Annotated in this window: 26 protein-coding genes; 9 read left to right on the top strand and 17 right to left on the bottom strand. The window is 61.7% G+C overall.

From position 1 onward, the window contains the following. Positions 1-132 precede the first annotated feature (132 nt). From QCE79_RS14665 to QCE79_RS14650, 4 genes are all read right to left on the bottom strand, one after another. Positions 133-477, bottom strand: coding sequence for a c-type cytochrome (locus QCE79_RS14665; protein WP_309845335.1), 345 nt, complete (start codon positions 475-477; stop codon positions 133-135). A 2-nt stretch (positions 478-479) separates the two neighbouring features. Beyond that, complete coding sequence (locus QCE79_RS14660; RefSeq protein WP_244826698.1) at positions 480-1283, bottom strand: BON domain-containing protein; 804 nt, start codon at positions 1281-1283, stop codon at positions 480-482. A gap of 22 nt (positions 1284-1305) precedes the next feature. Further along, complete coding sequence (locus QCE79_RS14655) at positions 1306-1893, bottom strand: phosphoheptose isomerase (protein ID WP_244826697.1); 588 nt, start codon at positions 1891-1893, stop codon at positions 1306-1308. An 89-nt stretch (positions 1894-1982) separates the two neighbouring features. Then, positions 1983-2342, bottom strand: coding sequence for a YraN family protein (locus QCE79_RS14650; protein ID WP_244826696.1), 360 nt, complete (start codon positions 2340-2342; stop codon positions 1983-1985). Between the two features lie 74 nt (positions 2343-2416). On the opposite strand from QCE79_RS14650, the gene rsmI reads away from it, so the two are divergent. Next, complete coding sequence (gene rsmI, locus QCE79_RS14645; RefSeq protein WP_309845332.1) at positions 2417-3298, top strand: 16S rRNA (cytidine(1402)-2'-O)-methyltransferase; 882 nt, start codon at positions 2417-2419, stop codon at positions 3296-3298. A gap of 46 nt (positions 3299-3344) precedes the next feature. On the opposite strand, the gene QCE79_RS14640 is transcribed toward rsmI, so the two are convergent. Further along, a complete protein-coding gene (locus tag QCE79_RS14640; RefSeq protein WP_250509712.1) occupies positions 3345-3947 on the bottom strand; it encodes a septal ring lytic transglycosylase RlpA family protein in 603 nt (200 codons plus the stop codon). Between the two features lie 666 nt (positions 3948-4613). On the opposite strand from QCE79_RS14640, the gene QCE79_RS14635 reads away from it, so the two are divergent. From QCE79_RS14635 to QCE79_RS14625, 3 genes are all read left to right on the top strand, one after another. After that, positions 4614-5258, top strand: a complete 645-nt coding sequence (locus QCE79_RS14635) for an MBL fold metallo-hydrolase (protein ID WP_250466279.1) — start codon at positions 4614-4616, stop codon at positions 5256-5258. After that, on the top strand, positions 5255-5890 hold the full coding sequence (locus tag QCE79_RS14630; protein ID WP_244826693.1) for an exonuclease: 636 nt from the start codon (positions 5255-5257) through the stop codon (positions 5888-5890). The genes QCE79_RS14635 and QCE79_RS14630 overlap by 4 nt, the downstream gene beginning before the upstream one ends. Positions 5891-5972: 82 nt before the next feature. After that, complete coding sequence (locus QCE79_RS14625; protein WP_244826692.1) at positions 5973-6443, top strand: Lrp/AsnC family transcriptional regulator; 471 nt, start codon at positions 5973-5975, stop codon at positions 6441-6443. 3 nt (positions 6444-6446) lie between these two features. On the opposite strand, the gene QCE79_RS14620 is transcribed toward QCE79_RS14625, so the two are convergent. From QCE79_RS14620 to QCE79_RS14610, 3 genes are all read right to left on the bottom strand, one after another. Next, complete coding sequence (locus tag QCE79_RS14620) at positions 6447-7628, bottom strand: cation diffusion facilitator family transporter (protein ID WP_309845080.1); 1182 nt, start codon at positions 7626-7628, stop codon at positions 6447-6449. Positions 7629-7823: 195 nt separating this feature from the next. Beyond that, a complete protein-coding gene (locus QCE79_RS14615; protein ID WP_244826690.1) occupies positions 7824-8126 on the bottom strand; it encodes an H-NS family nucleoid-associated regulatory protein in 303 nt (100 codons plus the stop codon). Between the two features lie 352 nt (positions 8127-8478). After that, positions 8479-9144, bottom strand: coding sequence for a pyridoxamine 5'-phosphate oxidase (locus QCE79_RS14610; protein WP_309845077.1), 666 nt, complete (start codon positions 9142-9144; stop codon positions 8479-8481). Between the two features lie 203 nt (positions 9145-9347). On the opposite strand from QCE79_RS14610, the gene QCE79_RS14605 reads away from it, so the two are divergent. After that, entirely contained in the window at positions 9348-10523 is a 1176-nt protein-coding gene (locus QCE79_RS14605; RefSeq protein WP_309845074.1) for an MFS transporter, read from the top strand. A 57-nt stretch (positions 10524-10580) separates the two neighbouring features. On the opposite strand, the gene QCE79_RS14600 is transcribed toward QCE79_RS14605, so the two are convergent. Continuing rightward, the gene (locus tag QCE79_RS14600) at positions 10581-11726 is read right to left on the bottom strand and encodes a branched-chain amino acid ABC transporter substrate-binding protein (RefSeq protein WP_244826687.1); all 1146 of its coding nucleotides are present in this window, start codon (positions 11724-11726) and stop codon (positions 10581-10583) included. Positions 11727-12321: 595 nt separating this feature from the next. On the opposite strand from QCE79_RS14600, the gene QCE79_RS14595 reads away from it, so the two are divergent. Continuing rightward, complete coding sequence (locus QCE79_RS14595; RefSeq protein WP_309845330.1) at positions 12322-13023, top strand: dienelactone hydrolase family protein; 702 nt, start codon at positions 12322-12324, stop codon at positions 13021-13023. A 128-nt stretch (positions 13024-13151) separates the two neighbouring features. On the opposite strand, the gene QCE79_RS14590 is transcribed toward QCE79_RS14595, so the two are convergent. Continuing rightward, entirely contained in the window at positions 13152-13337 is a 186-nt protein-coding gene (locus QCE79_RS14590; protein ID WP_244826686.1) for a hypothetical protein, read from the bottom strand. Positions 13338-13590: 253 nt separating this feature from the next. Next, positions 13591-14829 carry an MFS transporter gene (locus QCE79_RS14585; protein ID WP_309845072.1) on the bottom strand — a complete coding sequence of 413 codons (1239 nt, stop codon included), beginning with the start codon at positions 14827-14829 and terminating at the stop codon, positions 13591-13593. Between the two features lie 384 nt (positions 14830-15213). On the opposite strand from QCE79_RS14585, the gene QCE79_RS14580 reads away from it, so the two are divergent. From QCE79_RS14580 to QCE79_RS14570, 3 genes are all read left to right on the top strand, one after another. After that, positions 15214-15426 (top strand): hypothetical protein, encoded by a 213-nt coding sequence (locus tag QCE79_RS14580; RefSeq protein ID WP_244826684.1) that lies wholly within the window; start codon positions 15214-15216, stop codon positions 15424-15426. A gap of 62 nt (positions 15427-15488) precedes the next feature. Next, the gene (locus tag QCE79_RS14575) at positions 15489-16523 is read left to right on the top strand and encodes a serine/threonine protein kinase (RefSeq protein ID WP_309845070.1); all 1035 of its coding nucleotides are present in this window, start codon (positions 15489-15491) and stop codon (positions 16521-16523) included. A gap of 186 nt (positions 16524-16709) precedes the next feature. After that, positions 16710-17432, top strand: a complete 723-nt coding sequence (locus tag QCE79_RS14570; RefSeq protein WP_250466269.1) for a PepSY-associated TM helix domain-containing protein — start codon at positions 16710-16712, stop codon at positions 17430-17432. A 127-nt stretch (positions 17433-17559) separates the two neighbouring features. Here QCE79_RS14570 and QCE79_RS14565 read toward each other — a convergent pair whose 3' ends face one another. From QCE79_RS14565 to QCE79_RS14540, 6 genes are all read right to left on the bottom strand, one after another. Further along, positions 17560-18771, bottom strand: a complete 1212-nt coding sequence (locus QCE79_RS14565; protein WP_309845067.1) for a PepSY-associated TM helix domain-containing protein — start codon at positions 18769-18771, stop codon at positions 17560-17562. A 135-nt stretch (positions 18772-18906) separates the two neighbouring features. Then, positions 18907-19926 carry an XdhC family protein gene (locus QCE79_RS14560; protein ID WP_309845066.1) on the bottom strand — a complete coding sequence of 340 codons (1020 nt, stop codon included), beginning with the start codon at positions 19924-19926 and terminating at the stop codon, positions 18907-18909. Beyond that, positions 19899-20444, bottom strand: a complete 546-nt coding sequence (locus QCE79_RS14555; protein ID WP_244826679.1) for a CoxG family protein — start codon at positions 20442-20444, stop codon at positions 19899-19901. The genes QCE79_RS14560 and QCE79_RS14555 overlap by 28 nt, the downstream gene beginning before the upstream one ends. Positions 20445-20462: 18 nt before the next feature. Beyond that, the gene (locus QCE79_RS14550) at positions 20463-21674 is read right to left on the bottom strand and encodes a VWA domain-containing protein (protein WP_309845064.1); all 1212 of its coding nucleotides are present in this window, start codon (positions 21672-21674) and stop codon (positions 20463-20465) included. After that, positions 21650-22546 carry a MoxR family ATPase gene (locus QCE79_RS14545; protein ID WP_309845326.1) on the bottom strand — a complete coding sequence of 299 codons (897 nt, stop codon included), beginning with the start codon at positions 22544-22546 and terminating at the stop codon, positions 21650-21652. Before QCE79_RS14545 ends, QCE79_RS14550 begins: the two co-directional genes overlap by 25 nt. Before the next feature lie 63 nt (positions 22547-22609). Beyond that, positions 22610-23410 carry a xanthine dehydrogenase family protein subunit M gene (locus QCE79_RS14540; protein WP_309845062.1) on the bottom strand — a complete coding sequence of 267 codons (801 nt, stop codon included), beginning with the start codon at positions 23408-23410 and terminating at the stop codon, positions 22610-22612. Positions 23411-23415 lie beyond the last annotated feature (5 nt).

Genomic DNA, 23415 nt, shown 5'->3' with positions numbered 1-23415 from the left:
GCAATGAACCAGTTTGCCATCCTGTTTGGAGAGCGTTTTACCAACGCACGCGGGTGACTCCGCTAACCGCCTCGCACACAAAAATGCGGACAGGTTCATCTCGACGAAACGCAAGCCCGAGCCGCCACCAGCTTACTTCTCCGGCGCTCCCGCCAGCACCCACGCGACCACGGTCTTGATGTCCGCATCGTTCATCGAAGGATGCGAAGGCATCGGTATCGATCCCCACACGCCCGCGCCACCCTTCTTCACTTTCGCTTCAAGCTTCGCGCTCGCGGATGCATCGCCCTTGTATTTGTCCGCCACTTGTTGAAACGACGGCCCAACGAGTTTGCGATCCACCGCGTGACATCCCATGCACGCATTGCTGCGCGCAATCGCCATCGCATTGGCGGCGGATATAGGCTGATCCGCCGCATGAACCAACGCCGACACACTCAAAAGCAAACCAGCCACGACACAACCACGCAGTCGCATCATCACTTACCCACTGGCGCCGGAGCCGCACTTCCCGGATGAACATCCGAATTCTTGACGGGCGCGGGCGTCTGCTGATCCAGCGGACGCGATGTCACCGATGAATCCGGCACCGTTCCAACCGTGGCCTCAGGCGCCGGGGCACTCGCCGCCGAGACGCCGCTCGCATCCGATGCCGCCGCCGCCTCCAGCGCCTTGGCTTCTTCCGGCTTGATGTACTGGAACACCTTCACCACTTGTTCGACGCCCGGCACGCGCGCGGCGACATCCGCGCCATGCGCGCCTTCATCCGGCGTGACGAGGCCCATCAAATACACAATGCTCCGCTCGCACACGACCTTGTAGTAATTCGCGCGCAAGTCCTTCTCGCCGACCATCGCGGTCTTCACGCGGCCTTCGAGGTACGAGTCGTTGGCGCGCGAGGAAATAGAACTCGCACCCTGCACCGACAGTTCATTGACGATGCTGCCCACGTTGTTGATGTCGTGCACGACAGACTCGGCCTTTTGCTTCGAGGCATCGTCGGGTACTTCGCCCGTCAAGAGCACGCGCCGGTTGAACACGGTGACATTGACATGCGCCGTGTCGGGCACGCTCTCGTTAATCCGCGATAACGCCTTCACCTGGATCTCGCGATCTTCGGTCTGCGCGCCGAGCGTGCGGCGATCGGTGGCGATCAAGGTGCCGCCGCCCATCGCACCGACCACCGCGAGCGCACAGCCCTGCAGTGTCAACGCAACACCCGACAACATGCTCACCACCAACGTGGCGTTAGCCAGCGTCGCCTTCACGCGTGTCTTGTTCATCAACTCGTTTTCCCCTTTGTGTTCAGTCGTCGCCCAGCAGCATCGCGTCGATGCCGTCGCTCAGGCAGTGAATGGTCAACAGATGGACTTCCTGAATACGCGCCGTCCGCTCGGAAGGCACGCAGATATGTATGTCGGTGTCGATGAGCACTTCAGATATCACGCCGCCGCCCTTGCCCGTTAGCGCAATCACGATCATCTCGCGTTCGTGCGCTTCCTGAATCGCCGCGAGCACGTTTACCGAGTTGCCCGACGTGCTGATGGCAAGCAGGACATCGCCCGCATGTCCCAACGCACGAACCTGCTGCGAGAAGATCTGTTCGAAGGCGTAGTCGTTGCCGACTGCCGTGAGTATCGATGTATCGGTCGTCAGCGCAATGGCCGGCAATGCGGGACGCTCGCGCTCGAAGCGGCCGATGAGTTGCGCGGCAAAACGTTGCGCGTCGGCGGCCGAACCGCCGTTGCCGCACGTGAGAATCTTGGAGCCGTTGGCGAGCGCGCTGAACAGCGTGTCGACTGCCGCCGCGATCGGGACCGCCAGCACATCGAGTGCTTCGAGCGTGAGCGCCGCGCTGTCGCGGAATTGCTGTTGAATGCGTTCGACTGACATCGACTCTCGATTATCGGCCGCGGCGGCGGCGGTTGTTGCGTGTGAATGCTGCGCAGTTTACCGCATGCATGCCGCGGCACACCTCAACATCAAGTTCCGTCGGCACGAAATGCATCCGTCACCCAGCGAATGCGTCCCGCATCGAAGGCGATCACGTCGAAGCGGCACGCGGGCAACGCGCCGCGCCACTTCGTCAGATAAAACTGCGCGGCGCGCACGATCCTTTCGCGCTTTCTGGCATCGACGCTCGCGGCGGCATCCGCGAACCGGCGGCTCGCGCGCGCCCTGACTTCGACGAACACGAGCGCGCCGCGTTCATCGGACATGACGAGATCGATCTCGCCGCCACGGCAACGCACGTTGCGCGCGACGAGCTTCATGCGCTGCCTTTGCAGGTACTCGAGCGCGCGCGCTTCGAAAACATCGCCGAGCGATTTGGACACAGGCACTCCTCAAAAGTTGTCGAGCATTGAGCGCGTGCACGCGTGGCAAAATGGCAGTCTTTCCTTCGACGCCCGCGCTCATGCTTCAGATCTCCGAATTAGCCGACGGGCAGCACTATCCGACGGGCGCGCTCTATGTGGTCGCCACGCCGATCGGCAATACGGCGGACATCACGGTGCGCGCACTGCACGTGCTCGGTCTCGTCGATCGCATCGCCGCCGAAGACACGCGCAACACGTCGCAACTGCTCACGCGCTACGGCATCTCGAAGCCGTCGATCGCCGTGCACGAACATAACGAACGCAGCGCCGCCGAACGCGTGATCGAGCATCTGAAGAACGGCGAGCGCATCGCGTGCGTGTCGGACGCGGGCACGCCCGGCATTTCGGACCCAGGCGCACGTCTCGTCGATGCCGTGCGCGACGCGGGCTTTCCCGTCATCCCCTTGCCGGGCGCAAGCGCGCTCACCACTGCGTTGAGCGCGGCCGGCGCGTGGGTCAGCGGCTTCTCGTTCATCGGCTTCCTGCCGTCGAAACCCAAACAACGCGCCGCGCAACTGCGCGCGTTGAGCAAGCATTCAATGGCCCTCGTGTTTTACGAGGCACCGCATCGCATCGTGGAAACAGTACGCGCGCTCGGTGAAGCGCTCGGCGGCGGGCGGCAAATGCTGATTGCACGCGAATTGACGAAGTTACACGAGAGCCTTCATCGCTGCACCCTGGCCGAAGGGCCAACGTGGCTCGAAGCAGATGCCAACCGGCAACGCGGAGAATTCGTGCTCGTGGTGCAGGGCGCACCGGAGGAAGACGCATCGGACGATGCCAACGACGAGCTGCTCACCACGCTGCTCGAAGAGTTGTCGGTGAAGAGCGCGGCGCGCATCGCGGCAACGCTCTCGGGCGCATCGCGCAACGTCTTGTACGAACGCGCGTTGATACTCAGCAAACGCTCGGAAGAATGAAAAAAGGCCGTCGCGATGACGGCCTTTTCATGGATCAGACGCAGGTTCAGTTCACGCCGTCATCCGCCAGCGACTGCGACTGCTCGCGCGCCGCCCGCGCTTCCTGCTGCGTCAGTCCTTCGATCTTCACCTTTTGCGTGCCGCTGCTGCTCATGTCCAGCGCCGATGCAGCCGCATACGAAAGATCGATCACGCGGCCACGCACGTAAGGTCCGCGATCGTTGATCTTAACCACCACCGTCTTGTGATTCGCTTCGTTCGTCACGCGCACCCATGAAGCCAGCGGCAGCGTGCGATGAGCGGCGGTCATCGCATTCATGTTGAACTTCTCGCCGCTGGCCGTCTTGCGGCCGTGGAACAGGCGACCGTACCAGGAAGCCTTTCCCTGCTGCTCGAATTCGCCGACGTTCGGACCGCTGGTAATCGCCTGCGCGTTGGCTAGCGACTCGCCCTGTGCTTGCTTCGGAGCAGGCACGGAGCTCAGGTTGTTGTCGAAAGCGAGCGGTGCGGTGGAGCGGGCACTCGTCGTGCTGACGGTGGCTGTTGTCTGAGGATTGGACGCGATGTCGCCCGAACCCGGCGCGGCGCAGCCAGCCAGTACTGCGACGGCTAGCAAGCTACCGACATGTCGAAGATATCGAGCATTCATAGGCGTGTGTTCATTGTTTGTAGAGCGGCCGCGCCGCGCTCAAAGCGCGCGCAAGACTGCTCGAGAGGCAAGCCGCGCAAAGCAGGACGCCGTTCGAACCAGCGAACGGCGAACTGATGCTCGGATGCGGCGTACTCTTGCCGCAAAGCCCGGTTATTGTTCACATCTGGCGCAGCCTGTCCCCGGCAGCCTGACCAGACCCCACGTGCCGCCATCGAACATGACAACGGTTCGCGCGCTATGAGACGTTGTTTCAGCGCAGGAACGGCGGCGTAGGCCCCATCCGGTGCGACGGCAGCTAAGGCCGTCTGACAGACGCGCGGCGTCTGACCGGACAAGACGTGTGCACCAAATGACGGTGCTTGAGTTGCAGTTACGAGGCTTTCCGCCCCCAACAGCGTACTGATAACAATTGTAAAAACGCACTAGCGTTCAGACTTTTGTCCATTGACAGCATGGTCAAAGCCATGCACAGGTGTCGTCATTATACAAAAAAACGGGGGTCCGGCTCCTCCGACTGCATATTTCGTCATTGATTTTCGCTATGACCGTAAGAATTGCAGCTCTGGAAGCGGCCTCCGGGCCTTTATGGAGGCTGACGCGAGCGTGATCCGGCACCGGTACAATGCACCTTTTTACACGCGACTTCGTCCCGGTGAGAGTCTTATGAAAGTCATTCTTGTGCCCGTGACGCCGTTCCAGCAAAACTGCTCCATCGTAATCTGCGAGACGACGCAGCGCGCCGCCGTGGTCGACCCCGGCGGCGACATCGAGCGCATCATCGCCGAGGTCGAGCGGCAAGGCGCGAAGGTCGAAAAAGTGCTGCTGACGCATGGTCATCTGGATCACTGCGGCGGCGCGAAGGCACTCGCGGAACACTACGGCGTCACCATAGAAGGACCGCATCGGGAAGACGCGTTCTGGATCGACCAGTTACCCGCGCAATCCAAGCGCTTCGGTTTTTCGGATGCCGAAGCCTTCACGCCCGAGCGATGGCTCGAAGACGGCGACACCGTGCGGTTCGGCGAGGAAAGCATGGAAGTCTATTTTTGCCCCGGTCATACGCCCGGACACGTGGTGTTCTTCAGCCGCGAGCATCGGCTGGCGCTCGTCGGCGATGTGCTGTTTGCCGGCTCCATCGGTCGCACCGATTTTCCGCGCGGCAATCACGCCGAACTGATCCGCTCCATCCGCGAGAAGCTATGGCCGCTCGGCGACGACGTGACCTTCGTGCCGGGCCACGGACCTGCATCGACACTTGGCGAGGAACGCCGCTCCAATCCCTATGTGGGCGACGGAGTGAGCGCATGAACGCCATTCCAGAAATCTACGTCAGCACGGATGTCGAAGCCGACGGTCCCATTCCCGGTCCGCACTCGATGCTGAGTTTCGCGTCGGCCGCGTTCACCGCGGACAAACAACTCGTCAGCACGTTCTCGGCGAATCTGGAAACGCTCGAAGGCGCGGCGCCGCACCCTGTTCAAGCGGCATGGTGGAAGACGCAGCCCGAGGCTTGGGCCGCGTGCCGTATCGATCAGCAAAAGCCCGAAGTCGCGCTCGTCAAGTACGTCGAATGGGTCGAGGCCCTGCCCGGCAAACCGGTGTTCGTGGCGTATCCAGCAGGCTTCGACTTCACCTATATGTTCTGGTACATGATGCGCTTCGCCGAACGCTGTCCTTTTTCGTGGTCCGCGCTTGACATCAAGACACTGGCTTTTGCGATAACGGGCTTGCCGTATCGGAAGGCGATCAAACCGCGTCTGCCCAAACACTGGTTCGACGACCTGCCGCATACGCACGTCGCGCTCGATGACGCTATCGAGCAGGGCGCGCTCTTTTGCAACATGTTGGCGGAGCTTCGTGCCTCGCAGGCCGCCACACAAGCCACTGCGGGCGAAACTGAAAGCATCGTCGAAGGTAAAAACGCGCCGACAGGCCGGTGAGTTAGGGAAACTACCTCAGTGCAGCCGCTTTGCATTGCGTTTCTTTTTCTGCGCCTCTAACATTAGGTCAGATCGCGACCGAATGGAGGCGCAGTTGACTCTAGATACATTCTCACAAAAAATCCTGCGTCTCCTGCAACTCGACGCGCGGCGGTCTGTTCAGGAAATTTCGGATCAGGTCGGGCTTTCGAGTACGCCCTGCTGGCGCCGTATCAAGGACATGGAGCAGTCCGGCGTCATCCAGCGTTACACCGCCCTCCTCGACAGGGAGAAGCTCGGCCTGCACGTCTGCGCGCTCGCGCATATTCATTTGACGCGGCACACCGAAGGCGGCGTCGAACAGTTCGAGCGCGAGATCGCCACCTGTCCGGAAGTGACCGAGTGCTACAGCACCACGGGCGAATCCGACTACATTCTCAAGATCGTGGCGCCCGACATCAAGTCATACGACGCGTTCCTGCACGAGCGCATCTTCAAGATTCCGGCCGTGGCGCAGGTTCGCACGAGCGTCGTGCTGCGCGAAATCAAGTTCGATACGCAACTGCCACTCTGAACATCAAGGTCGAACGGGCGCGTCACGCGTCGTTCGAAGCGCATGGGTTACGCGTAACTCGTGCGCGCCAAGCTTTCGCTTGAGGGCATCGATATCGATTCGGGCAAGGCGCGCCGCCGCGTCTTCGCCTAATTGATCTGGCAAATGCGCTGGCAAAACAATATCGATATCGAAGCCGCTGCTCAGGTAATGCAGATTCAATTCCTCTATTGGCAAGCTCTCTGCGCCGAAAGCGGCGCGCACGGCGTCCAGTGCAGTGGACCGCAACGGGAAATCGCCGGGCAGCGGGTTGAGCGCGTCGCTTTCCGGATCGACGTGAATGAGGGCATCGATCACGCGCGGATCGGTCATTACGTACGCACGCGCCGATTCGGCAATGAAATGCCCCTCCGAAACCGAAATACGCGGATCGACGAGAATATGCGCGTCGACGATTGCCAGGTCGCCCATTTTCCGAGTACGTAATTCGTGGACTTCACGCACACCGGGCGTGCCGAGCAAAATGGCGCGTAAATCGGCGGCGGCGGTTTGATCGAGCGCCCGGTCTGACAAATCCTGGAGCGCATCCCACGCGAAACTCCAGCCCATTTTGCCGACCATGAAACCGACCAGTGCGGCGGCAATCGGATCGAAAAATTTAAGTCCTGCGAGACTGCCGATAATTCCAAGCGCCACGACGAGTGACGAAGCGGCGTCCGAACGTGCATGCCAGGCGTTGGCCACGAGTAATGCCGAGCGCACGCGTTCTGCCGCGCGCAGCATATATCTGAACAAGGCTTCTTTCGATACGAGGACGATTAACGCAACCATCAGCGCGCTGGCGTGAACGGGGGGAATATCGTCCAGGTTTAGAACTCGCGTGCCGGCGCGCCATAACATTCCCGCACCGACTGCAATCAACAATCCGCCGAGGAATAACGACGCTACCGTTTCATAACGGCTATGACCATAGTTGTGATCGTGATCCGGCGCTGCCGCCGAACGATGGTTGGCAATCAGAACGATGAAATCGGAAACCAGATCGGATAGCGAATGGACGCCGTCCGCAAGCAGCGCTTGAGAATGGGCAATAAAACCTACGGTCAGTTGCGCCGTGCTTAAAACGCAGTTGAGCGCAATGCTGGTCCAGGTAGTCGTCCGCGCAACGCCCTGCTTTTGCTTGGCACGAGCCGTCGAAAGCGACATGTAATTTGCCTTAAGCCAAACATGTGTGTCGATAAATCTTAACGCCGCGCCTGGCTTCGCGCTTTCAATGCGCTCTTCGCTCGGGTAAATAGGACAGACGGCGACATTAATACGTGCCGTTACGCGTGCGAACTCGCTAGTCGGAAAAAAAGCCGCGTTCTAAGCGCGGCTCTTTTCACTGAAATCTGGCCCGACTTATCTGCCGATCAGAAAGCTATCGCGGTCCTGTCCCGCAATCCACTTTGGCGGCTTACCGCGGCCCGACCACGTGCTACCGCTTTCCGGGTCACGGTATTTCGGTGCAACGCCGTTACGGGCACGAGATGCCTTCGGAGTCTTAGCGCCGCGACCACCGGCTAGTTCCTGAAGCGTGATGCCGTAATCCGCCATTTTCTGCTTGATCTCATTGAGCACTTCGGCGTATTCACGCGACTTCGCTTCTTCAATCTGACGTTCCAGAGACTCGCGCTGCGCGAGAAGTTCCTTGTATGAAGGCATGGCAATTTCCTGAGTAGTTTGCTGAATTACGAGTCTGTCGCCCGCTTTACGTTTTCGATAAAGCCTCGGATGGCACGCAGATTAACACATATCGGATTAAGGCGGCATGTGCGCATTGCCACTTAAATTGAGTTTCAGCGGCTTTCCTCGTAACAATGGGCCGTCTGTTCGCTTCTCGCCCGAAGCACCTCTCGGGAAAGTAGTAAGGAATAGACGTCGTTAATCGTGAAAAATTGGCGCGCAATGAAATGCCGTCGACGCTCTTTGGGCAAATATTTCACCGGATGACAGTTTAGATGCAGCCGTTCCTCATAGTAAGCTGTCTTTTTGCCATCCGGTTAATGAATGCTGCCTAGCTTTGCCGCTCGATGCAATCGATTAGCGCGGTCCTCAATTCGTCCCCGTTAAGTTTCGGCTTATCGAAGGTAAAACGATTGCGTGTGCCGTCGCGCAGCAAATCGCATCCGTATCGGTCTATCCCTAATAATGCAAGATTCGCCGGCCGAGCGTTATAAGCATCGAAAATCTTGCAGAGCGCGACTTCATCGGCGGAAGAAACCGGCTCCAGATCATCCAAATCTTCTGCGCGCAGCCATCCCATTGCACCAAAACCGCCAATAAATCGCATTCGTTCCAGCGACATCAGCCAGAACGAGAAATCACCCAACTCCAGATAACGCCCCGCGTCCGGGTGATATCGCAAATAACGACGCGACAGTTCTTCATATTGCGCAAGCGGCGCGGGCGCGAATGTACCGAGCATGGTCAATCGCTGTCCTTCGAGAACGCGCCCTTCCGCCGCGTGAGTAATCAGAAAACCGGCCCGTCCGTCTGCCTGAAGATTGCGTGTATGTTCGGCGAGCTGGCTGATCAACAACATTGGCGTATGGTGAGCGGTCGGCGCGAAAGGCAACGCGGTTGGATAAGGAAAACCGCGTGGGTCTCGCGACTGCTTGGCGAGCGTGCCTTCTGGCATGCGATGCAGCAAATGCAAAGGCGCTTGCGACGGGATATGCATGAATCTCCTTTTTGATTATTCGAGTTTGATGCGACCGATGGTAAAGCACGGGCATCGAGCGTGTCTGCTAGCCGTTCGATAGAATCGAAAGCTCCCGCGAAATGAGGCAATCTGCAAGGTTGTCCTGCGTTCGCATCATTCTTTCAAACTCTTCGTTCGTGTCCGACTCGACCTCTCTTTCCGCCTCCCGCGAGTCAAATCCGATGCAAGCCTTGCATCGCAGCCTCCCGGCCGCCGCCCGCAAGCGCGCCCGCTATTCGACGATGGCCGTGTTCTTCATCGCCGGCATGATGTACGCCTCGTGGGGCGTGCATGTGCCGACCGTGCGCGACAAGTTCGCGCTCAGTCCCGGCATGCTGTCGTTCGCACTCTTCGCCGTCGCTGGCGGCTCGATCTTCGCCATGCTCACAGCCGGTCCGTGGATCGCGCGAGCCGGCACGCGCATGGCCTGCATGGCGGGCGGCCTCACCATGATGTGCTGCGGCGCGCTGATTCTAGTCGTCCCGGCTTTCTGGATGCTGCTCATCGTGCTGGCGTTTTTCGGCTTCGGCATGGCCACACTCGATGTCGCCATGAACGCCGAGGCCAGCGCCGTCGAAGAAGCGCTCGAGCGCCCGATCATGTCGTCGCTGCATGGCATGTTCAGCGTGGGCGGCATGGCGGGCGCGGCGGTCGGCGGCGCGTTGCTCGCGCACGGTCTTGCGCCTGCCGCGCATCTCGCTCTTGTCTCGGGCGTCAGTCTGATCGTCTTGCTCGTGTCGATGCCCTACGTGCTGCCGCACGTGGCACATCACGATGAACACGCGAAATCGTCGTCGAATCGCTGGCGCTCGGGCGCGCTCTGGGCGCTGGGCGGCATGGCGCTCGTTGCGTTGATCGCGGAGGGCGCCATGTACGACTGGGCCACCGTGTATATGCGCGACGTCGTGCTGGCCACGCCCTCGGTCGCAAGCGGCGCTTATGCCGCGTTCTCGGGCGGCATGGCGGCCGGTCGCTTTGGCGGCGATGCCGTGCGCGCTCGCTTCGGCGCGCCGCAATTGATCTTCGGCAGCGCGGGACTCGCGTTTATCGGCATGGTGATGGCGCTCGTCGTGCCGAACGCGGTTGTGACCCTAACCGGCTTCACACTGATGGGCCTCGGCCTCGCCAACATGATGCCGGTGCTCTTCGCGGCCGCGGCGCGCGTGGAGGGCGTGACGGCGGCGGAAGGGCTCGCGCAGGTCGCGGGCCTCGCCTATTTCGGCTTGCTGCTCGGACCGGTGCTGATTGGCGGCGTCGCGCAAATCAGCACATTGCCCATCGGGTTGTGCGTGGTTGCGGCTTGCTGCGCCTTGATCGCGCTGATCGGACCGAAGATCCTCAAGCGCCTCAAGATATAAAAAAACGCGCGGACCTTTGAAGTCCGCGCGTTTCTTGGAGCCGAAGGCCCGCCGTCATTACATCTTGACGACGTCCAGCAAGCTCTTCTTGCCCTTCTTGTAGTCGTACAGCGAGATCACGCCGTGCTTCAGGTCGCCCTTCGAATCGAAGGTCGTCTCGCCGATCACGCCCTTGTAGTCCGTGTTCGGCATGGCGGCAACGATCTTCGCCGGATCGGTCGAGTTCGCGCGCTTCATCGCGTCGACGATGATATACACCGCGTCATACGTGAACGGCGCGTAGATCTGGATAGGCTGACCGAAGCGCTTCTGGAACTTCGCCGCGAACGCCTGACCGCCTTCCATCTTTTCGAGCGCCATGCCGGCTTCCGAGCACACAATGTTGTCGGTTGCGTCGCCAGCCAGGTCGGCCAGCTTTTCCGTGCAGACGCCGTCGCCTGCGAGAACCTTCGCGCGCAGGCCGAGCTGCTTGGCTTGCTTCGCGAACGGGCCGCCGGTTGCGTCCATGCCGCCGTACATCACCGCGTCGGGGTTCTCACCCTTGATCTTCGTCAGAATCGCGCGGAAGTCGACTGCCTTGTCGTTGGTCGCATCGTGCGAAATGACCTTCAGGCCAAGTGCCTTCGCAGTCTTTTCGAACTCGTTGGCGAGACCCTGACCGTAGGCGGTCGAGTCGTCCACCACGGCGACGCTCTTTACCTTCAATTGCTTCGCGGCGTAGTTGGCGAGCGCCGGGCCTTGTTGAGCATCGGTCGCGACGACGCGATACGTCGTCTTGAAGCCTTGCTGCGTGTAGGTCGGGTTCGTGGCCGACGGCGAAATCTGAACGATGCTCGCGTCGCTGTAAATCTTCGATGCCGGGATGGACGTACCGGAGTTCAAGTGACCGACGACGCCGACAACCTTGTCGTCGACCAGCTTCTGTGCAACCTGAGTAGCGGTACGCGGGTCGGCCGCGTCATCCTGCGCGTCGAGTTCCAGCGTGACCTTCTGGCCGCCGATGGTGAGACCCTTCGCGTTGATTTCCTCGACTGCGAGCCGCGCGCCGTTTTCGTTATCCTTGCCCAGGTGAGCAATGCCGCCGGTCAGCGGAGCGACGTGACCGATCTTGACGACCTGGTCGGCTGCTGCGGATGTTGCCAACGTAGCGAACAGCACGGCTGCAGCGCTGATCGGCAACAGTTTGTGAAGCTTGGTGTTCATGTAAGTCTCCAGTTTCGGTCCCAAAAACAACGTAATCGCCCTGTGCCCCGTCTTTCATCACGATCGCTCAGTCCCGTGGACGACCACGCCGGATGCATCGTCATGCACTTGGCAAGTCCTTCTGGCTGGCCATTTTTGGCGGCCGCCATCCGCACTGCGCGCAAGTGTAGGGGTGTCAAATTAAATTAGGGAAGTTTTTTAAGATACTGGTGTGACTACCGATTAAAGGCCAGTTGAGAAGCGCGGGCGTTTGTGGTGGCGTTCCGTGAAGACGCCCTGTTCATGCGGGTTTCCAAGGGGCGGACGTGTGCCGGTTTGAACGCGCTTCAAGAGCGGCGGCCGTTTGCCGATAATCCCGCGCGCTCGCTTCATTAGCCTGTTTTTAAAGCCGCTAACTCGCCAAGTGTTTAGACCAGCCGCTCTAAAAATCTTTTTCCCGTCAAAGGTCATGCCAGCGCGGCCCGGACGCGCTCAGGCGTCTGAAAGGGAAAGCTGGCAAACTCACTCGCCAACGCGGTCCGAGGCTGGCGAATCAACGCACACAGCCGCCTCAAACGCGCATGTTCAATCGAGCTAAAGGAGCAACGACATGACCATTTCCACCACTTCCCGCTGGACCGACATTCCCGCTGATGGCGGCAGCTTCCAGGGCTATCTCGCCCTGCCAAAGACGGGCACCGGACCCGCTGTGATCATCCTGCAGGAAATCTTCGGCGTGAACGCGCATATTCGCAGCGTCGCCGATCAATATGCGGCAGATGGCTACGTGGCGCTCGCACCGGACGTTTTCTGGCGCACGCAACCACGCGTGGAGTTGGGTTACGACGGCGCGGATCGCGAAAAGGCGATGGAACTGCTGCAAAAGACCAATCTCGATGCAGCCGTCGGCGACGTCGGCGCGGCCGCCCAGGCATTGCGCGCGTTGCCCGAAGTGACGGGCAAGGTGGCGGCCATCGGCTTCTGCTTCGGCGGACGCCTCGCTTATCTGGCGGCGGCGCAAGAGTCGGTCGATCTCGCCGTGGCCTATTACGGTGGCGGCATTCAGAATCAGCTCGATCAGGCCGACAAAATCAAATCACCGATTCAATTCCATTACGGCGAACTAGACGCGCATATTCCTTCCGATGCAGTCGCCAGCGTGCGCGACCGTTTTGCGGGCCGTTCGGATTCCGAACTCTATCTTTATCAGGGCGCCGATCATGGCTTCAATTGCGGCGATCGCGCTTCGTATAACGCGAAGGCATCGGCGCTGGCGCACGGCCGCACCTTGACGTTCCTCGGCGAATATCTGGTCTGAATATAGTTCATTCGACGGCGCGTAATGTTCGCGCCTGAAAAGACAAAACCCGGCTTGACGGCATTAAAGCCGTACCGGGTTTTGATCAGCGGCGGACGTGCTGATTAAAGCGCATCCGCCCGCCGCGCCTAAACCAGCGCCGGCAGTCCTTCCACGAGCAGGAACGCAACCAGCACGCCCAAGAGCGCGCCGAATACGCGCAAGGCGTTGTTCTTGAAATGCGTTGCGCAGGGAATGGCGCCGAGGAACAAGGCGCCAGCGAGCGCCATCGGGATAATTAGAATGAAATCGCCGATTGTGAAGTAAGTCGTCATGGTGCGTCTCCCTTCTTCCAGCTTCAAGCTCTTGTCGCGGCGCGCTCGAGATAATTCGTCGCGTCGACGCTTCGAGTATAGGCCGGTCGAATCGCCGTGTCGGCCTATATTCGTGCGCCTGAAAACTATTGCATTGCACCAAGCTAATTGAAACAAGGCTTTGCAAACGGAACTATTAAGTAGACGCGGAAAAACCCTTACTTCCCTCATATTTCAACGGGCTTTCAAAATCGCCTCAGCGGAATAATGACGATTAAGCACTCCGCTCGCGCACATTCAGATAAACCGCGCCCGCCATACCGACCAGCAGCAAAGCGCCGATCAGCGAAGCCACGCCAGGCCATTCGAACGCCGTCCAGAAGTGGCCGCCGTACGAGCCGATCAGGCTCGATCCAAGGTAATAAGCAAGCAGATAGAGCGCCGCCGCTTGTCCTTTTGCTTGCGCGGCGAGTCGTCCGACCCAGCCGCTCGCCACTGAATGCCCGGCAAAGAAGCCGAACGTCAGGCAGGCAATTCCGCCGATGATCACCGGCAAGGAACCCGAAAGCGTCATCGCGATACCGAGCATCATCAAAAGCAAACTCGCGATCAGCACGCGCCCGCGCCCGAATACATCGGCGAGTTTGCCCGACCACGGCGATGCGACCACGCCGGTGAGATAAACCGTGAAGATCGCGCCGATTTGCGTCTGATTGAGCGAGAACGGCGCGCCGAGCAGCCGATAACCCACGTAGTTGTAAAGCGTGACGAAACTGCCCATCAGCACGAAGCCGATGAGAAACAAAAACGGCAATCCGCCGTGGCGCAAATGTCCGGCAAGCGAGCGTCGATGATGATGGAACCCAACGCCGCGTCGCGGCTTGAAGCGCCGCGATGGCGGCAGCAACGAGCGGAATGCCAGCGTCGCGAAAAGCCCGAGCAGCCCGATTCCTCCAATCGCAATACGCCAGCCGAACAGATCGGCGAGGATGCCGCTGATCACGCGACCCGCCATGCCGCCTATCGCGGTGCCGCCGACGTAGAGCCCCATCGCAAGGCCCAGGCCTTCGGGATGCACCTCTTCCGCGAGATATGCCATTGCCACGGCCGGCACGCCGCCGAGCGCAAAGCCTTCCAGCGCGCGCACGATCAATAGAGCGTGCCAGTTCGGCAGCGCGGCGACGATCATGGTGAGAACGGACGATGCGAGCAGCGACATCGTCATCAAGCGGTGGCGGCTCCAACTCTCCGAAACGAATCCGGCGATGAAAATCGCCACTGCCAGCGCCGCCGTGCTCACCGAGACCGAAAGCGCACTCACCGCCGGGCTTACGCCGAACGCCTTGGTGAACTCCGGCAGCAGCGGCTGCACGCAATAGAGCAGCGAGAACGTGGCATAGCCCGCGAACAACAAGGCCAGCGCCGCGCGCCAGTAAGCGCGCGAGCCGCGCTCGAGATAGGGAATGGAATCAGCTTCAGTTTCGGTGCGCTGCGGCGCCGGCGATGCATTCACAACCAGGGTCTCCGTGTCGACCAGAGAGGATTATTCTGATCTGGTTCAAAGTTGTCGGCCCACGTTCGGCGGCCCAAAACCGCTAAAGATACGCCGATCCTTAGGGTTTTGCCCGATACAGAAATCGGTCACATGTGCCGCAGGACACAACTTAATGCCGAAAAACGTCATCCAATGGCAACAAATGATATCGGCAGGCATCGCGCTCACGCGCCGCGATGCGCTAAAGTAAGGACACAATCGTTCATGGAAGCCGTGTGTGCTGCGCGTCGCGCAACAATGACGCGGCAGGTTGTCTGGTGCACGAGCCGTGAAAAGCCTGTGCTTGGTGAAAATATTTGACCGGCGTTTTATCCTCAGCCGGCACGGAAACGGGGATTCATCATGCAAATCGGTTCGATTGTCCGCTCCGTCCATATTGCCGTGCCTCAGGGCGCACGCGGCATCGTGATGCGAATTTTGGGCGACATGGCTATGGTCGCGTGGTACGCGGGCGAGCCCGGCGTCACTCAACTGCTCAACACGGAGCCGTTCTTTCTCGAAGATCTGATCGATACGGGCGAGATCGTGCGCCCAGCGAACACGGTCGTCCACTGAAGGAACGCTGACCGGCGCGCGGCCGGCGAGCCAGTTGTCCGCGCGCGGGGCACAATGCCGGAATGAACTCAACTCATTCCGATACCCCCGGCGCGCCCGCGCCGAGCGAAGCCCCGCCTTTTGCCGGCCTCGCGCCCGAGCGTGTGCTCGACGCGCTCGACAGCGTGCTGATCCCCGCTGGCAAGCGCACTGACGGCCGCTTGCTGGCGCTCAACAGCTACGAAAACCGCGTCTATCAGGCGGGGCTCGAAGACGGGCCGCCGATCGTCGCGAAGTTTTATCGTCCCGGGCGATGGTCGGATGCCGCGATTCTCGAAGAGCACGCCTTCGTCGCCACGTTGACGGAGCGCGAGATTCCAGCGGTTCCGGCACTTTCGCTCGAAGGCGCGACGCTCCATGAATTCGAAGGCTTTCGCTTCTCCGTGTTCGAACGGCGCGGCGGCCGCGCGCCGGATCTCGACGGCCGCGACACGCTCGAATGGCTCGGGCGCTTCATCGGGCGCATTCATGCGGTGGGCGGCATCGAACCGTATCGCGAACGGCCCACACTCGATATCCAAACCTTTGGGTACGAGCCGCGCGAGTTTCTGCTCACGCATCGCTTCGTGCCCGACGATGTCCGCGAGGCCTACGAGCGCGTCGTGGACATGGCGCTCGAAGGCGTCGCGCAATGTTTCGAGCGCGCGGGCGACGTGCGCCATCTGCGACTGCACGGCGATTGCCATCCGAGCAACGTGCTCTGGACCGATGCCGGCCCGCATTTCGTCGATTTCGACGACAGCCGCATGGGCCCGGCCGTTCAGGACCTCTGGCTGCTGCTGCCGGGCGACCGCGCGGAGGCATCGCGCGCGCTTGCCGATCTGCTCGCCGGATACGAAGACTTCTGCGATTTCGACTCGCGCGAGCTGCATCTGATCGAAGCGCTGCGCACCTTGCGGCTGATTCACTACGCGGCCTGGCTCGCGCGCCGCTGGAACGATCCCGCGTTCCCCGCCGCCTTCCCGTGGTTCAACACGCAGCGTTATTGGGAAGAACGCATCCTCGAATTGCGGGAGCAAGTCGGCGCGATGCAGGAAGGACCGCTCTGGCCGGTCTGAAATATTTCGTTAGAAATGATCGTGTTAGTTAGTCGAAAAACGTTGAGTTAGGTTTTTCGACATGTAATGATAACGATTCTCATCTGATTGCCTCTTCGTTGCCTCTCGCCGACGCCGCGTTTGAACGCGTGTCTAGCCGACTGCGGCGAGGCTTTGCCCGAACCAGACCCACTTCCGGAGAGACGCGTGAACGCGCCCGATACACTGAATCCGCAGCCATCCGCGACGAGCGGCGCTTCCTACCGGCCGCATCGGCTTATTGACGATGCCGAGCAGTTCGTCCGCAAAAATCGGTCGCGCCGATCGGTTTTTCTCAAATGGCTGCGAAAGGTGCACGGCTGGATCGGCTTGTGGGGCGCGTTACTCGGCTTGCTGTTCGGCACGACGGGTTTCCTGTTGAATCACCGCGCGCCGCCGCTGCGTATCTCGACAGGCGAACCGCAGGTTTCGCAGATGCAGATGCCTTTGCCCGCCGAAGGATTCAAGTCGCCGCGCGACATGGGGACGTGGCTCAAGAAGGAATTGAAGATCGACGGTCAACTTGGCCGCACGCGTCGCGAGCCCGCGCATCCGGTCGGCTGGGGCGACAAGAGCACGATGCAGCCGGAGCAGTGGTCGGTGGCGCTGGCCACGCCAGGCGGCAACGTGCAGGCGGAATACTGGGTGGGCAATAACTTCGTGTCGGTGAAGCGCACCGAAAACACCTTCCTCGCAATGATGACGAACCTGCACAAGGGCGTGGGTCTGAGCGTGGGCTGGGTGCTGCTCATCGATACGTTCGCGGGCAGCATCATATTGCTGTCGCTGACTGGCGTGCTGTTGTGGACGGAGCTCAACAAGCGGCGTACGGCGGGTGTGGTGATCGTCACCGTCTCGCTGATCGCGGCAATTGTTTGTGGGTTGATGTAAGGCGCTCCCTAGCGCGCTTGGCGCGTGGCGAAGCGGTTTGGATGCGCGGTGTCGCCGTTTTGCCGCGTTGTTCCGCTTTTCCCCCATGGCCGGCCTCGCCATGCCGGCGCGAACCACGCGCGCCGCTCTATGCCTTCCTCTTCCGCGGATTATGCCGCGTGAGCCAAAGATACAAACCGCTTCCCAGCACGACGATGGTCAGCAAATCGAACGCTGCCCAGAAAATCTTGAGCGGCATCCCGCCGAAATCGCCGAAATGCAATGGCTGCGAGCCAAGCAGCACTTTCAGATACCACGGCAATTCGCGTGAATCGGTGAGCGCGCCGGTCGATGCATCCACGAGAACCGGCCGCAGGATTCGCGTCGTGAGAATGCCGTCACCGCGCATCCACACGGCATAGTGATGCGGACTGCTGAAGCGCGTCCCCGGAAACGCCACGAACGACGGAATCATGCCGGGTGCGACGCCCTGCGCGGTCTTCACGGCGTCGTCGACGGTTGCGCGCACCGTCACCGGCGGCTGGCCATGATAAGGCGCGAGCATCTGCGCGAGCTGATCGTTACGCCAGGCATCGAGCATGAGATCGGCGAGCGTGTTGATGGAACCGGTCGCGCCGACCAATAGCGCCCACGCGAGCGTCAACATGCCGATGGCGTTATGCCAGTCGAGCCAAACGATGCGCCGCTTCTTCGCAAGCCGCACGCGCCCGAGCCCCACCTTGCGCCAGAACGGCAAATACACGACGACACCCGAGACAATCGCCGCGAGAAACATCACGCCCATCGCGCCAAGGAACAGTTTGCCGAAGAGTCCGGCGAACATATCGACGTGCAGTTTGAGCAGCACGAACTTGAGCGATCCCTTTCCCGGCGGCATGCCGAGCGGCCTCGCGGTGCGTGCATCGACGGTGGTGCTTAGCGTGTCGTCGGGCGGTGTATCGGCGCGAGGCGCGGTGACGATGACAGGCAAAAGCGGTTCGTCCGGCTCCCAAATCATGTACTGCGCAACGTGGCCGGAATGCTCCCTCAGCGCGGCGTGCAAGACCGCGTCGTAACTCGCGCGCGCATTCGCCTGCGATGCGGGCAGCGCAGGCGCTTCGATGGCATCGCCCGTCAGCAGGTCGAGTTCATGACCGAAGACGAGCGGCAGGCCCGTCAGACAGAGCAGCAACATGAACGCCGTGCAGATGAGACTCGTCCAGCGATGCACCACGGACCACCCGCGTAACGCACGGTGGCTCATGTGACGCTGCCCGGTTCTGGCGGACGCGGGTTGTGGCGGCGCATCCGCTTGCGCGATTGCGCGGCGGGCATCGCCGGTCAAGGGTTTGCCGGGCATTCGGTGCGGATTGGAAATAGTTCGATGACCTGTCCGCGCAGGCTTGGCGCATCAAAATAGGCCGCGCGGATGAGAACGACGATTATAGGCCGCACGCGATGCGGGCCTGAGCTTGCGAATTCGGGGTCGCCAAACTCAAATGCCACACACCTCGCCACTTCCCGCGACTTCCCGCGCGGCCTTTGCGCCTTCCACCTTCAGCAACTCCGGCAAGGACACGCCGTTCTTCGCCGCCGTGACTTCCGCGAGAATCGACACGGCGATCTCGGGCGGCGTGCGGCTGCCGATATAAATGCCCACCGGCCCGTGCAGTCGCGCGAGTTCGGCTTCGTCGAGATCGAACTCCTTCAGGCGCTCGCGCCGCGCGGCGTTGTTGCGCCGCGATCCCAGCGCGCCGACATAGAAGGCGGGCGTTTTCAGCGCTTCCATCAGCGCGAGATCGTCGAGCTTCGGATCGTGCGTCAGCGCGATGACCGCGCAGCGTTCGTCGAGTTTCATGTCCATCACGGTATCGTCGGGCATGGTCCGCACGATGGTCGTGCCCGGCACGTTCCACTCGTCCGTGTACTCCACGCGCGGATCGCAGACGGTGACCTGATAATCCAGCCCCACCGCGATGCTGCACAGATAGCGCGACAACTGCCCCGCGCCGATCACCAGCATGCGATAGCGCGGCCCGTGGATGGTGAGCAGCGTGGCGTCGTCGAAGAGCACGCCATCGGTAGCTTGCGCCGGTTCGAGACGCGCGCGGCCGGTCGCCATGTCGAGCGTGCGCGCGACGAGCCGCCCGCTTTCCACCGCCGCGCACAGTTCCGCGATGCCGCTGTCCTTCGTCAACGGCTCCAGCACGAGCTGAATCGTGCCGCCGCACGGCAAGCCGAAGCGATGCGCTTCTTCCGCGCTGATGCCGTACTTCACCGCTTCCGGCTTCGTCTGCTCGATACCGCGTTGCCGCACGCGCTCGATCAGATCGTCTTCTATACACCCGCCCGACACCGATCCGACCACGTGGCCGTCGGCGCGCACGGCGAGCATGGCGCCTTCCGGGCGCGGCGACGAGCCCCACGTCTTCACCACCGTGACGAGCAATGCGCGATGACCTTCTTCGAGCCATCGCGCGCTGTTTTTCAAGACTTCGAGATCCACGCTGTCCATGATTTCTTTCCCTGTTCCTGCCCTGCGTCGCCGCCGTTTTCAGCGTCCGCCGATTCATTCGCCGGTCCACTTGCGCCCTGCAATTGCGCGCTGAAGCGCTTGAAGAACTCGCCCGCGATTTTGCGCGCCGCGCCATCCACGAGCCGCGAGCCGATCTGCGCCAGCTTGCCACCCACCTGCGCATTCGCGCTGTAAGTGAGCCTGGTGGTGTCGGCGGTCTCGCCCGGTTCCAGGTTCACCGTCGCGCTGCCCTTGCTGAAACCGGCCGCGCCGCCCTGCCCTTCGAACACGATGGTGTACGTCTTCGGCGCGTCGATATTCGTCAGTTCCATGCGGCCCTTGAAGCGCGCCTTGACCGGGCCGACCGCCGCTGTCATCGCGACCGCATACGCATTCTCGCCTTCCGCGTCGATGCTGTCGCAGCCGGGGATACAAAGTTTCAGAATCTCCGTGTCGTTGAGCGCTTCCCACGCCCGCGCCTGGGGCACCGGCAAGACATGCGTTTCGGACAGTTCCATTTTTCGTCTCCCTGATACTCACGGGACGCGACGCGCGCCTGAATCGTGCCGGCCGTGCGCCGCCGCCAGTTCCCGTCCGACAGCGGTGAGACTGTCGAGATTGTGGGCCGCGAGCATCGCATCGACGTGCGGCAGGATCGCGCGCACGCCTCGGGCGCGCGGCGTGAAATCGGCGAATCTCAGAAGCGGATTGAGCCACACCAGCCGATGCGCGAAACGATGCAGCCGCGCAATTTCGGTTTCGAGCACGTCGATGGCCTCGTGATCCAGGCCGTCGGTGACGAGAAGAACGGTCGCGCGACCTGCAAGCACGCGGCGCGCCCAGCGTCGATTGAACTCGGCGAGCGCCCCGCCAATGCGCGTTCCGCCCGACCAGTCGGCGACCTGAAGCCCGAGCGCGGCAATCGCGACGTCCGGATCGCGCTCACGCAACGCGCGCGTGGCGTTGGTCAGACGCGTGCCGAACAGAAACACCTGCAAGCGCTCGCGCGATTGCAAAAGCGCGTGGCAGAAGTACAGCACGGCGCGCGAATATGCGCTCATCGAGCCGGATATGTCGAGCAACAAGACGAGCGGCGGCCGGCGTTCCACGACGGCGCGGTATTTCCACACGGTCCAGTCGCCGCCTGAACGAACCGCGTGACGTGCGCTCGCCTTCAGGTCGGCATGCGTGCCGCGCGAAGCCGCCTTGAGCCTGCGCGTCGGTTCGCTAGCAAGCGGCAGCCGATGCGCGCGAATCTGATGCCGCAGCGTGCGCCACTCGTCGGCGCTCAGGGTATCGAAATCGCGCTGGCTCAGGCGTTCCCGCGCGCTGAACGAGAGGCGCGCGTGCGCTTCCTCGGTCGCGCCTTCCCGCTTCGTTTCAGCCGATGACACCGCGCGCGTGGCGAGCGCATCGGCGAGACGGTTGTTGCGTTTGGGCGGCGGCATGCCGTTCGTCACTTTCGGCAGCAACAGCATGCGCAGCTTGCCTTCCCAGTCGGGATCGCGCCAAAAGAGATCGAAGGCCGCGTCGAAGATGCCGCGCTCGTCGCTCGCGTGAACCAGCAGACACGCGAGCGTCGCGTGCACGTCGTCGCGACGACGCAGATTGATGAAGCGCAGCGCGTCGATGGCATCGACGGCATGCGCGGGCGACATGCCGAGGCCCGCGCCGCGCAGCAGCCTGACGAAGTGCACGACGTTGCGCGCGATGGTTTCCATCGCTATGACCGCGCAGCCGAAAGACATTGCGCGAGCGTGTCGGCGTCCATGCGCGCGAGGTCGTCCTGATACTTCAGCAGCACGCCGAGCGTGTCGCGCACCGACTGCGGGTCCAGTTCCGACACCGACAACGCCGCGAGCGCGCGGCACCAGTCGATGGTTTCCGCGACGCCCGGCGCCTTGAACAGATCCAGCGTGCGCAACTCGTGCACGAAGCCGACCGCTCGCGCCTGCAAGTCGCGGCTCGCTTCCGGCGCGCGGGCCGCGACGATCTCGAGCTCGACATCGCGCGCGGGATAGCCGATCCACTGATAAAGACAGCGGCGCTTGAGCGCATCGTGTACTTCGCGCGTGCGGTTCGAGGTCATCACGACGAGAGGCGGATGCGTGGCGCGCACCGTGTCGTACTCGGGAATCGACACCTGAAAGTCCGACAGCAGTTCGAGCAGGAACGCTTCGAACGGCTCGTCGGCGCGATCGATTTCATCGATGAGCAACACGCGCCGCGCGTTCGCGTTCGAAGGATCGGGCAGCAGCGCCTGAAGCAACGGACGCTTCAACAGAAACTCGCCGCGATACAGCGAATCGTTCGAGGGTGTTTCACCCGATGCTTCCGCGAGCCGCAGCGCCATGATCTGACGCGGATAGTCCCATTCGTAGAGCGCGCTCGCCGTATCGAGACCTTCGTAGCATTGCAGGCGCAAGAGCGTCGTGCCGCACAGACCCGCCGCCGCTTTCGCGAGTTCGGTCTTGCCGACGCCCGGCTCGCCTTCGAGAAAGAGCGGCCGCTGCATTTTCAGCGCGAGAAAAAGCGCCGTCGCGAGCTCGCGGTTCGCGAAGTATTGATGCTCGCGCAGTCGCGCGAGCGTGTCGTCGATGGAATCCGGCTCGTTCGGCATCATGGGAAGGCGCGGCGGACTCGAAATCCGCCGCTTGGTTGCTGAATGACTTCGACGTGCTGCCTAGAACGAGTTGGCGCGTTCGATCGCCCGGCCCGCCAGCACCGGAATCAGATGCGCGCGATATTCCGCGCTCGCGTGCATGTCGTCGTTGAGTTCGCCGGGCAGGATCTTCACGCCTCGCGCCGCGCTGACGGAAAAGTCTTTCGACAACGCCGCCTCCAGCTCGGCCGCACGAAACACGGAAGACGCCGCGCCCGTCACGCCAACGCGCACGCCGTCTTCATGCTTTGCAACGAACACGCCAACGAGCGCGAAGTGCGAAGCAGGGTTGCGAAACTTTTCGTACGCGGCGCGCTCGGCGAGCGGAAATTCCACCGCGACGATCAACTCGTCCGGCTCCAGCGCGGTCTGATACATGTCGATGAAAAACTCATCCGCGCCAATGCGCCTGCGATCCGTCACCACCGTCGCGTTCAGCGCAAGCACGGCGGCCGGATAGCACGCGGCGGGGTCGTCGTTGGCAAGCGAGCCGCCAATCGTGCCGCGCTCGCGCACCTGTCTGTCGCCGATTCGGCCAGCCAGATCGGCGAGACCGCGCAGCGCCTTTCGAACCTGTTCGTCCGATGCAACCTGCGCGTGGCACATGGCGCCGCCGATGATCAGCTTGCCGCCATCGAGCGCGATGCTTTTCATCGACGCGATGCGCGTCACATCCACGAGCGCCGATGGCTGCGCGAGCCGCAAGCGCATGGTCGGCAAGAGGCTCTGGCCGCCCGCGAGGAATTTGGCATCGCCGTTGGCGGCAAGCGCGGCAACCGCAGCCTGAGTCTCGCCGGGACGTTGATAGTCGAATGCGTACATGTTCG

The sequence above is a fragment of the Caballeronia sp. LZ003 genome, from assembly GCF_031451465.1.
Lineage (GTDB): Bacteria > Pseudomonadota > Gammaproteobacteria > Burkholderiales > Burkholderiaceae > Caballeronia.
The sequence above is the reverse complement of the archived record's forward strand: the minus strand, read 5'-3'. Positions and strand labels throughout refer to the sequence as shown.